The sequence below is a fragment of the Streptomyces sp. NPDC059037 genome, from assembly GCF_042740015.1.
GTDB lineage: Bacteria > Actinomycetota > Actinomycetes > Streptomycetales > Streptomycetaceae > Streptomyces.
This window is the reverse complement of the sequence record NZ_JBHYIG010000340.1, coordinates 1-9680: the sequence shown is the minus strand read 5'-3', so window position 1 is coordinate 9680 and position 9680 is coordinate 1. Positions and strand designations below refer to the sequence as shown.

Annotated in this window: 12 protein-coding genes; all 12 read right to left on the bottom strand. The window is 67.5% G+C overall.

What is annotated here, in order from left to right:
* Positions 1-40: 40 nt before the first annotated feature.
* The gene (locus ACFWY6_RS40730; RefSeq protein ID WP_384701520.1) at positions 41-1303 is read right to left on the bottom strand and encodes a hypothetical protein; all 1263 of its coding nucleotides are present in this window, start codon (positions 1301-1303) and stop codon (positions 41-43) included.
* Positions 1297-1455 (bottom strand): hypothetical protein, encoded by a 159-nt coding sequence (locus tag ACFWY6_RS40725; protein WP_384701518.1) that lies wholly within the window; start codon positions 1453-1455, stop codon positions 1297-1299. The genes ACFWY6_RS40730 and ACFWY6_RS40725 overlap by 7 nt, the downstream gene beginning before the upstream one ends.
* On the bottom strand, positions 1439-2641 hold the full coding sequence (locus tag ACFWY6_RS40720) for a hypothetical protein (RefSeq protein ID WP_384701515.1): 1203 nt from the start codon (positions 2639-2641) through the stop codon (positions 1439-1441). The genes ACFWY6_RS40725 and ACFWY6_RS40720 overlap by 17 nt, the downstream gene beginning before the upstream one ends.
* The gene (locus tag ACFWY6_RS40715) at positions 2613-3815 is read right to left on the bottom strand and encodes a hypothetical protein (protein ID WP_384701512.1); all 1203 of its coding nucleotides are present in this window, start codon (positions 3813-3815) and stop codon (positions 2613-2615) included. Before ACFWY6_RS40715 ends, ACFWY6_RS40720 begins: the two co-directional genes overlap by 29 nt.
* 3 nt (positions 3816-3818) lie before the next feature.
* Positions 3819-4193 carry a hypothetical protein gene (locus tag ACFWY6_RS40710; protein WP_384701509.1) on the bottom strand — a complete coding sequence of 125 codons (375 nt, stop codon included), beginning with the start codon at positions 4191-4193 and terminating at the stop codon, positions 3819-3821.
* A gap of 2 nt (positions 4194-4195) precedes the next feature.
* On the bottom strand, positions 4196-4420 hold the full coding sequence (locus tag ACFWY6_RS40705; RefSeq protein ID WP_384701507.1) for a hypothetical protein: 225 nt from the start codon (positions 4418-4420) through the stop codon (positions 4196-4198).
* Positions 4420-5415 carry an NlpC/P60 family protein gene (locus tag ACFWY6_RS40700; protein ID WP_384701504.1) on the bottom strand — a complete coding sequence of 332 codons (996 nt, stop codon included), beginning with the start codon at positions 5413-5415 and terminating at the stop codon, positions 4420-4422. The genes ACFWY6_RS40705 and ACFWY6_RS40700 overlap by 1 nt, the downstream gene beginning before the upstream one ends.
* A 124-nt stretch (positions 5416-5539) precedes the next feature.
* The gene (locus ACFWY6_RS40695; RefSeq protein WP_384701501.1) at positions 5540-7291 is read right to left on the bottom strand and encodes a hypothetical protein; all 1752 of its coding nucleotides are present in this window, start codon (positions 7289-7291) and stop codon (positions 5540-5542) included.
* Between the two features lie 221 nt (positions 7292-7512).
* Entirely contained in the window at positions 7513-8634 is a 1122-nt protein-coding gene (locus ACFWY6_RS40690; RefSeq protein ID WP_384701498.1) for a hypothetical protein, read from the bottom strand.
* Between the two features lie 13 nt (positions 8635-8647).
* Positions 8648-8836, bottom strand: coding sequence for a hypothetical protein (locus tag ACFWY6_RS40685; RefSeq protein WP_384701495.1), 189 nt, complete (start codon positions 8834-8836; stop codon positions 8648-8650).
* The gene (locus ACFWY6_RS40680) at positions 8836-9174 is read right to left on the bottom strand and encodes a hypothetical protein (RefSeq protein ID WP_384701492.1); all 339 of its coding nucleotides are present in this window, start codon (positions 9172-9174) and stop codon (positions 8836-8838) included. The genes ACFWY6_RS40685 and ACFWY6_RS40680 overlap by 1 nt, the downstream gene beginning before the upstream one ends.
* On the bottom strand, positions 9171-9503 hold the full coding sequence (locus tag ACFWY6_RS40675) for a hypothetical protein (RefSeq protein ID WP_384701489.1): 333 nt from the start codon (positions 9501-9503) through the stop codon (positions 9171-9173). Before ACFWY6_RS40675 ends, ACFWY6_RS40680 begins: the two co-directional genes overlap by 4 nt.
* Positions 9504-9680 lie beyond the last annotated feature (177 nt).

Here is a 9680-nt window from a genome sequence, read left to right as displayed (position 1 = left end):
GAACGAGGGCGGGGCGCGGTGCAGCAGGTGAGGAGAGGGATCAGGCGGCGTGGTCGATGACGTTGGGCGGCATGTCCCACGCCCACTCGCCGCTTGCAGCGGGCTTGACGGTGGGTGCCTTACCCTGGGCTGCGTCGCGGCGCCGGGAGGTGAAGCACAGTTGCTTCTCGTAGTCGGTCACCAGGGTCTGGACGAGGTTGACGTGCCGTCCGGTCTGCCAGATGGCCTGCCCTCGGCCGAGGAGCGGGATCTGTCGAACTGCCCAGTCGGGTAGGGAGAAGAGGCCGCGGCATTGCTCGGCCTCGTCCTCGTCCATCTGGTGGATGACCCGTGTGGAGGCCAGGCGCAGGAGATCCTTGGCCTCTTCGGACTTGGCGTCCTTGGCGCTGTGCGCGACTGAGGTGACCGAGAGGCCTTCGCGGCGGGAGTACTTCATCATCCGCTGCAACAGCGCTGCCGTAGCCGGGTGCTTGAGGATCTGCCAGGCCTCTTCGACGATGAGGGTCGAGTGGATGCCGTGATCGGCTCCGCCCTGAGCGAGCCATACCGATTCCAGGAAGACCCCGACGACCGACATCAGCGCGGGCAGGGCGATGGAGGTGCGGTCGATGCGGGAGAAGTCGAACACGGTCAGCTTCTCGTCCAGCGATACCGACGTCTCACCGTCGAGCATGCCCCGGGTGGCCGAGCGGATGAATGGGGAGAGCGCCTGCACGACCTCCTGCCCGAAGGCGAGCAGCTGCCCGCCGTCGAACCGACCGGGGATCGCGTCTGCCTGCAGTGAGGTGACCGCGCCCATCAGCCCCGACAGCGTGCGGGCGGCGGGAGACTCCATGGCCGCGTCCAGGGCCATCCTCGCTCCGGGCGACAGCGGCCGGTGGCCGCCGAGTTCGGCGAGCACGGCCACCAGCTGCACGCGGTGCAGCGGGGGAATCCGAGCGTCGAGGGGGTTCATGCACACCCCTTCGCCGAAGCGGACCGGCGTGATGGCCAGCGCCGCGGCGACCGCGTCCCACTCGCCCACGCCGTCTTCGCCCTTGGCGTCCAGGACGGCGTAGCGGCGCCTGGGCCTGGCCATGTCCCGCAGCGCCATGACCTTGGTGTTGGTGGACTTGCCGTTGCCCAGCGTGCCCAGCAGGGCCATGCCGGTGGACGGCAAGACCTCCTGGTCACAGTCGACGGGGGTCAGCCGGAAGGGGGAGCCGTCCAGCAGCGAGGCGCCGATCAGCGCCCCGTCGGTGACCGGCTTGCAGGCGTAGCCGGGAAACAGGCCTGCTGCCTGGCGGGTGGTGGTGGTCAGCATGTGATCTCGCCTCCCGGAAGCGGCAGCGCTGAGTGCCAGCCCCTCTCGTGTTCCTTGTCCATCCACGCCAGGTGCGCGCCGGCCGATACGGCGCTTTGCTCGATCTCCCGGCGAAATTCCTTCAGTTCCGCCTCGTCACGGGCCTGGATCATGATTCGGGCGGCGACCTTCACGTAGGCGGCGCCATCGGAGATGTCCTCCTCGTGGAGTTCGGCGGCCCGTCGGCCGGTGCGGGTGGAGGTCTTCTCCCGCCTCACGTCCTTCTCGTCGCGGGCGGTCGCGGTGCGCAGCATCTCCCCGGTCTCCAGCCGCTTCTCGGCCTTGCGCCGGTCCAGCGGCAGGTACTCGACGACGGTGGTGCGCGTGACGCGGGGCAGCGTCGTGATCATCGGGCGCCAGAAGTCCGCGGCCCGCTCCCCCCCGCCTGAAGTCGGCGACTTCAGCACTCGCCGTGACGAAGTCACCGGAGCGGAAATGGCTGTCGTGGATCTCGTACAGGTCACTGCCCCGGATCGTGGAGAGCGCGGTGTCCCAGGCGGAGCGGTCCCACATCTGGCCGGTGTCGATCCCGCACACCTGCGCCTGCTCAAAGGCGGCGTGGACCCAGGCCGTCTCTTCCTCGACATCAGGGCCGTAGGCGGGCACGGACAGGAGGATGACGGTGGTGTGCACGTCGCATGCCGCGTTCACCATCCCCATCAGCTGCCGGTAGGAGGCGGCAAGGTCGCCGTCCTGCTCGGCCCGGATGTCGCGCTCCCCCAGGTAGGGGCTGACCGCGTGCACGACGCGTACGCAGGACCCGTGACCGGTGGCCGCGACCCATTCCAGGAACGAGGCCAACGCGTCGTGGGCGCGGTCGCGGTGGGCGCCGTCCTTGAGGGCGGCACCGTCGGTGACCCACTCGAACGCCGCCAGCAGCCTGCCCCCGCCCTGCGGGAAGGCGTATCCCTCGCGTTCATGCCAGAGAAGGTCATTGATCTTGGTGAAGACGGCATGGTGGGGCAGGGCCCCCTCCGCATCCGTCGCGGAGGGGGCCTGCTCACTCTCGTACTCCCCAACGGTCCTGGCCAGAGCGCGTTTCCTGAGCGCGTGTCCGCCGCGGCGGGTGACCCGTTCGACGACCGTCGACCCGCCCGTCTTGACCAGGGACAGGGCCCCGGCCAGGGCGGCGGGGACGATGCAGGTGAGCGTCCCCAGGATGCCGGGGACCACAACGCCGTGGGTGACGCTGAGTGCGACCCCGGCCCCGATGACCGCGAGGTCAGTGCGGGAAGGGGGGAGTTTGAGCGTCTCGGTCTCGTACAGCGGGTCAAGCAGATACGTCCGGGACGCGGACATGACGAGTCCTTTCCTGTTGTGCGGGCGGCTTGCGGGCAGGGCCGGAGTTGGCGGGCGGGGATGTCTGCGCCGTCTGTCCGGGAGCCTTCAGCGCGGCCCGAACTCCCTTGCCGCCGCCGGGGTAGGGACGAAGGCCAGGCGCGTGTACGCCGGCCGCCGACTGGGTCGCCTTCCTCTTGCCGGGCGCTGCCTGCGCGTTGGCCAGCCGCTTGGTGTGGGCCTGGCGCTCCGCGTCGGCCGGCAGCTTCGTGACTGCGGTGCGTCCCTCGCTCTGCGTCTTCAGCTTCGGCGCCCGGGTGACGGCCGCGGCGACGTTCTTGGCCATCTGAGGAAGGCTCAGGAGGATGTACAGGCACACGAGCGTGGTGGCGGCCGTCAGCAGCAGATCGGTCAAGGCGCTCTTGGGCAGCACCTTGCGGAACATCAGCACGATGGCGACCGGCACCCGCGCCAGGAACACCGCCGCGAGGAGATGCAGCAATGTCTTGCCGCTGCGCGACTTCATCCAGCCCTTGCCGACCCCCAGGGCAGCGGACAGAGGCAGAAACACCAGCACTGCGAGCACGGCGACGGGCGAGATGACACACAGCAGCCACAGCGGGCCGACCGCGAACAGCACCACCGCCGCCTGCGCGAGACGGCCGTAGGGATTGCCGCTGGAACCCAGCAGCGACTTCTCCATGCCCTTGAAGGGATGGTCGGCCAGGTCCGCGTAGATGAGCGCGGAGAACTGGCCGAAGGCGAAGGCGATCAGTCCCACGGCCATCGGGATGACGGTCACCAGGAAGAGCAGCCCCAGGAACCGCCCGCCGGCCGAGCCCGCCTTCTTGAAGGCGGGCCCCGAAGGGCGGGTGATCCAGAAGATCAGCCCGCCCACCAGAACGATCGCACCGATCAGCAGGGCGATGCCCGCCACCGGGTTGTACACCTTCGCCAGCGCGCCGCCCTTGATGCCGCCGAGCGGATCGGCCGCCGCCATCATCGACTTGTCCATCAGCCGGTAGAGGGCGGACGCCTGGTCGGACAGCCAGTCGGCGGCGGCGCCGAGCGGATCGAGTGCGTCGGGCATCTCCGGTGTCAGCTCGTCCGGGTCCGCGCCTCCGCCGCCGCTCTGGCCCTTCTCGCAGTACTTATGGGCAGGCCCCTTGATCAGACCGCACTTGTCGTCAGCCACGGCTCAGCCGCCCAGTGCCGTGGCGATGGAGGGGCCGATGGCCAGCACGCCGAGCAGCAGGACGATCAGACCGCCGACGGTGATCGCGGTCTTCTTGAGCGCCGTGCCGTCCTTCTTGAACCCGGCCTGAATGCCCCCGCGGCCGGCCGAGATGACCGCTCCGGCAGCGATCGCCAGGATGACCGCGCCGATCAGGACGCCCATGATCACGCCGTACAGCGGCAGGAAACCGGAGACGGGCGCCAGGTCCGGGCCGGTGTCGTTGACCGTCTTGACGACCTGCTTGGCGCCCTTGGAGCAGTCCTTCGTTCCGTCGGACTTGGTGATGCAGCCATCCCCGGGGCCCGCGACGACGATCGTTCCGGTGTACTTGCCCATGATCAGTGCTCCTTCTCGGACGTGCGGTGGAGGGTTTCGTGCTGCTGCGCGTTCAGGCGCTTGACCGTGTAGCCGAGCCGGACCGCGACGATCGCGGTCGCGGCGCACATCAGAACCAGGAAGACGGCCAGTCCCGTCAGAACGGACACCGTCGTTTCCAGGCTTTCAGCGGACGAGGCCACGGAATACATGGCCTGGGTAGTGGCGATGCACTGTCCGTTCGCCATCACGCCTCCTTGCTGTTCTCGGTTTTGGGGTAGACCCGGCCAGCACCCATGTAGGTGTCCCACCAGATCTTTTCGATACGGACCTTCGCCCCTGTGCGGGGCGCGTTCAGGAAGTGGCCCCTGCCGATGTAGATGCCGACGTGGTCGATGTCGGCAGGAGTGGCCTTGCCCGTCCTTTTCTTCTTGCTGAAGAAGACGAGATCCCCGATTTGCAGGTCGTTCTTCTCGACGAGCGAGCCGTCATTTTCCAGGTGCGTGTACTGGGCGCTCGCGACTCTGGGGAGGTTCACACCGGCCTGCGAGAAGGCGGCTTTGGTGAGACCCGAGCAGTCGAACCCGCCGTCCGCGTCCCCGTTGCCGCCCCATACGTAGTCCTTGCCGATCTGAGCGGATGCGTAATTGACCGCTTCGACCGTCACGTTGGTCTGCCCGCCGACCGCCTGACCCATCTTTGCGGCCGACGCCATGATGGTGGAGACGTAGTGTTCCGTCTCCTTGTACGGCGGGATTCCCCGGTACTTTTGCACCGCTCTGGGACCGGCGTTGTAACCGGCCAGCGCCAGACGTGTCTTGTCTCCGGGTATATCCTTCAGGTCGGATGAGACCTTGCACATGTACTTGGCGGCGGCCGGGATCGCGTCTTCCGGGTCCCACACGTTCTCTTCGCCGTCTCCGTTGCCGTCGAATTTGTTGTTTGCCCAGGTTCCGGGCATGAATTGCGCGATACCCTTCGCGCCGACAGGTGATTTGGCGTTCGGGTTGAATCCGGATTCCTGTTTGAGCTGTGCGGCCAGAATGCTGGGGGTGATGGCGTCGCACTCGTTGCCCCAGGCGTTGAAGAGCCGCTCGTACTGTGCGGGCACCGATCCGGGCGCCGTACGGTTGGCCGCCGTCGTGGCCTTGCTGCCGACGGCCGGGTTGCCGGTCAGGCTTGTGGCGGTGACCGCCAAAAGACCCGATCCGACCACCAGCAGGCCGATCGCGGACCCTTTCATCTCCCACTCTCCTCAGGTGTGTTCATGCAGTTCAGGAACCCTGTACGGGACCCTGCGGGCACCCTGCATCGCCCCTGCGGCACAGGGTGGCCGCAGGGTGCTTGCGAGGTGGCCGGCAGGGTGCCTAGCGGGTCAGGATGTCGCTGAGGCGGCGCCCCTGAACGCGGTCGACGGAGACCGCGGGGACAGGTCGCCCGAAGGCTTCGGACAGCCATGCCGACACGGCCTTGCCCACTGCCGTGCGGTCATCCCCACCGGCAATATCCACCCCCAGCTCACGGAGCCTGGAAGCGAACTCGATGGTGGAAAGGAACAGGTTTTCGGCGTACGCCTCGCGGACGAGGCGCACGTGCTCGGGCTCGGCTTCCTGGAATTCCTCGGCCCTCGCATCGATGGCCGCGTTGAGTTCCTCGTCCGTGACGAGGAACCCGCGCAGCTGGCGGCACTTGTCCTTGACCTGGAGAATCGCCGCCCCGTCAATTCCAGGGAGCTTCGAGGCGTCATGCCCACTCTTCGCCGTCCCGGCTCCGAGAATCACATCCGACTGCCCGGTCTCGGCGCACCCGAAGGCCACACGAACACGGTGATTCGCACGAATCGACGTGTTGATGACTTCAGCCTTCGGACTCTGCGTCGACAGGACGACGAGGATCTTCGAAGAACGGAACTTCCGGGAGGCCGTCTTCAGCTTCGCCTCGAATGCTGTCGCCTGCTTCTTCGAATCGGCTTCGTCGGTGTAGGTGCTGACCTCGTCGACGATGAAGAGAAGCGGCCGGTGATTCACCTTTCCGTTTCCGGCCCGGACCGAAGCACTGTTCTCCGACGAGCGCTTTTCGTGCCGTTCCTCCACGAAAGAGATGATCTCCATCATCCGATCGTGATCGGGAACCTCTTCGTAGATCAGGCACGCCTTTTCCGCGTACGCGAGATCGCCGTCACCCTTGGCGTCGACCAGGACGATGTCCCATCCGTTGACCAGAGCGAAAAAGACGAGCCACTTGATCTCTTCGGTCTTTCCGCTGCCGGAGGACCCGGCGATCAGAATGTGCGTATCGCCGACCGGTGACCTGATCTCCTCAATGGCGCCGTACATGTCGTACCCGACCGGAATCACGCCCCGGTTGGCGGCTTCCATCGGGTCGGGAAGGTCCGGGATACGGCTGTAGACCGGCTGGTCGAGGACCGTGATGACCGCATGCCGGGAGGTGGGACCCGGCCGCATCGTGACCCTCGTGGCATCCGCGCCGAGCCAGGAGATCACCCGCTCCGACTTGCCGGCCACATCCCCGTACACGCCGCCGGGTGGCAGCTCGATGACCCACTCTTCCCCCAGCTCGACGCGCCCACGGCTGAGCGTGCGCGGCTTGCCCGCCGCGTAGTCGAGCTTCAGCGCGGCCGCCAGCTTCGGAGCCTCGTCAATCTGGAAGGAAGCAACCGCGTCCTGCGGCGCCGCACCCGGCACGGCCGGTGACACTCCCCCCGCCGTATGGGCCGGGGAGAGGGCAGAGTCACCGTGACGAACTTCAGAGGCCCACAAGGGGCCGTGCGGTGTGGAGTCTTGAAACCCGTCGGAGGCGAACGCGGTGACGACGTTGGCCTTTCGCTGACGAGGTCCTCGGCCGCGCCGGTAGGCCCTGCTCATGGCCAGCGCACATGATCCGATCAGCAGCACGGCGATGCCGAGCAGCCAGAGGCGGTTGTCGTAGATCCAGGCTTCGACCTCGTCCCGGTAGACCAGCCCGGAGGCGGGCCCGGTGACAGCCAGCCCGCCGATCAGCCACCTGACCTCTTCGGACATCGGCTTCTTCGCCGCGGGCTTCACCGGTTTCGTTGCCGGTTTCGCTTCTTTCGTCTCTTCGACCGCTTCAGCGGTCATGCGTCCTCATTTCTCGGTAGGAGTGGGCAGGACGAACCCCCGTGGTCTCTTCCCGGATCTGCGCGGCGGACCTGCGGGACCTGCGGACCTGTGTCCGCCAGCCCGCCAGCCGCCGGCCAACCGATGGCCCGGGGACGGGTGGTGCATTCGACTGTCTTCCGGCAGTCGCAACGAAGCCCGGTCCCACTGCTGTGGACCGGGCTCCATCGGTGTGTGCCGGACTACGCGGGCTGCTCGGCAAACTCCGCCTGCAGCTGCTCATACGTCTTGGCCATGCGCTCATAGCTGGCCTTGGCGCCCTGCGCCTTCATCGCCTTGATGAAGCCGTTGAGCGACTTCGGCGGAGCCAGCTCGGTGAAGATCCGGCGGCCCGTGAGGTACAGCTCCTCATCGCTGAGACCGGGCTTGCGCCCCGGTCCCTCGGAAAGATCCGAGGGACCCTCGGAATCATCCGCAGGGACTTCCGAGGGTTCGGCCCTCGAGGGGCGTTCGTGCAGCTCGGAGGCTTCCGAGGATTCCGAGGAGTCCGCCTCGCCAAGGGCGGGCTCCGGTGTGTTCGGGCTCGGGACCGCGGGGAGTTCCGAGACCCCCTCGGAACTGCTCGCGGCGTGGGTCTCGATTCCGAGGGGGACTTGTGAGGGGGTGGACAGGACCTGTAGCGAGCGGGCCGCGAAAGCCTGTGCCGCCGAGCCGTGCTCGGCCTCGGAATCCTTCAGCTTCTCCTCGGCCTTCGCACGAGCCTTGTTGATCTTCTTTTGCATGCCGGTCAGCGCCTTGGCCTGCACCGTCTGCCGGTGGGCCTCCGCGAGCGTCTCAGCCGTCTCGATGACGACCTCGTTCTCCGCCCTGGCCTTCAGATGCCGGGCATCGGCATACGTGCGGGCGAGCGTGTTGCGGGCGGTCGCGGACTGATCCGCGATGACCCGGGAGGTCGCGCCGTCCGCGAGCATGTGGTCGGCGAAGATCCGCAGCCCCATGAACACGGCGGCGGCCACGGGGACCAGAGCGAAGACGCGGGCGTGCCCCATCAGCAGCAGGATCGCGACCGAACCGGCCATCGACAGGCCCGCCACGGACAACATCACCGTCATGCCGAGGACACTGCGCTGCCGGATGGCCTGCTCGCTCATCTTCAGCGCGCCGATCCACAACGCGTCAAAGACAAGGGCGATGAACCAGGCCGCAACGGTGCCGAGCCTTCCGCCCAGTTGGAGGATCGGGGCGAGCTGGCTGCCGACGGTGACCGCCACGACAGCAAGGGCCGCCAGCGTCAGCAGCTTCTCGACGACGGCGAACGGGTTGAAGCCCCGGATCCTTCCGAGGGCGTTGGATGTGCGAGTCACAGTCACTCCTGGGTCAACGGCGCCGCTTGGACTGGCGCGCTCGGAAGGCGTCCTGGAGGCGGGCGAAGCGCTCGTGAAGCGATGCCCCCTCCGGGCAGTTGCGGCCTTCCTGGCAGGCATCGCAGCCCTTGAAGTGCTGGGCGGATGCCTCGAAGGCGCCCATGTAGCGGTCGTACAGGTCATCGCTCGGCTGCTTGGCCATCAGCAGCCGATCCTCACGACGCTGGAGCCTTTGGCTGCGCGGGCGGCGCCGTAGGCAATGAGTCGCACCGTGGCGCCCGCGAAGTCGGCGTACGCCTCCAGGACCCATGTCTTGCCGTCGCTCTGGGAGTGGAAGTCCACCGCGTCACGGTTGATGCGCAACGCGGCCCGCCAGGGCTCGAAGGCTCCCAGGTCGTCGTGCAGGGACACTTCCAACCGCGTCGGATAGATCGGCGTGACCCTCACCTCAGGGGCGGGCAGATCGGGGAAGTCCAGAGCCAGCAGGCGCAGGGCCCGCAGAGGAACCGTCAGTCCCTCCATTGCCAGGTCTGTCGTCACGCCGCCACCGCCAGACCCGGCGCACCGCACACGGCCGGGCGCCGCGCCGGCGCCTTGCGGGCCCGCCGGGGCCGCGGCGCCCGCTGGGGCAGATCGCTCGCCTTCAGCAACGCCCTGGCGTAGGCCGCGGCCACCGGGTCGACCTCCCGCAACTCTTTGACCACCTCGCGAGCCACGGCCAGCCGCGCCGCCCGATCCTTCGCGGACTCCGTGGCCGTGCCGGTGAACAGCTCCGGGTCGAACCCCGCCGCACGCTCGGCGAAGCCCAACGCCAACTCCGCGAACTCCTTCGCGGTAACGGCGGTATGACCAGCAACGATGCACTTCATGGGTCGTGACTCCTCTGAGATCAGACGGGATGGGAACGGCCCGAACAGCGCCCCCCGAGCAGCCACACCCGGGGGGCCGGCCAGAGAAAGGGATGAACGATGGCCTGTGTCTTATAAACATAAACGAGCCCACGATAACAGGAAGGATCTGGGTTTGGGGGGTGGTGGTTTAAATTG

Coding starts and splice junctions, on each gene's coding strand:
- ACFWY6_RS40685 (WP_384701495.1), bottom strand. CDS start 8,836: ATGGCCAAGCAGCCGAGCGATGACCTGTACGACCGCTACATGGGCGCC.
- ACFWY6_RS40710 (WP_384701509.1), bottom strand. CDS start 4,193: ATGGGCAAGTACACCGGAACGATCGTCGTCGCGGGCCCCGGGGATGGC.
- ACFWY6_RS40700 (WP_384701504.1), bottom strand. CDS start 5,415: ATGAAAGGGTCCGCGATCGGCCTGCTGGTGGTCGGATCGGGTCTTTTG.
- ACFWY6_RS40720 (WP_384701515.1), bottom strand. CDS start 2,641: ATGTCCGCGTCCCGGACGTATCTGCTTGACCCGCTGTACGAGACCGAG.
- ACFWY6_RS40705 (WP_384701507.1), bottom strand. CDS start 4,420: ATGGCGAACGGACAGTGCATCGCCACTACCCAGGCCATGTATTCCGTG.
- ACFWY6_RS40675 (WP_384701489.1), bottom strand. CDS start 9,503: ATGAAGTGCATCGTTGCTGGTCATACCGCCGTTACCGCGAAGGAGTTC.
- ACFWY6_RS40695 (WP_384701501.1), bottom strand. CDS start 7,291: ATGACCGCTGAAGCGGTCGAAGAGACGAAAGAAGCGAAACCGGCAACG.
- ACFWY6_RS40725 (WP_384701518.1), bottom strand. CDS start 1,455: ATGATCCAGGCCCGTGACGAGGCGGAACTGAAGGAATTTCGCCGGGAG.
- ACFWY6_RS40730 (WP_384701520.1), bottom strand. CDS start 1,303: ATGCTGACCACCACCACCCGCCAGGCAGCAGGCCTGTTTCCCGGCTAC.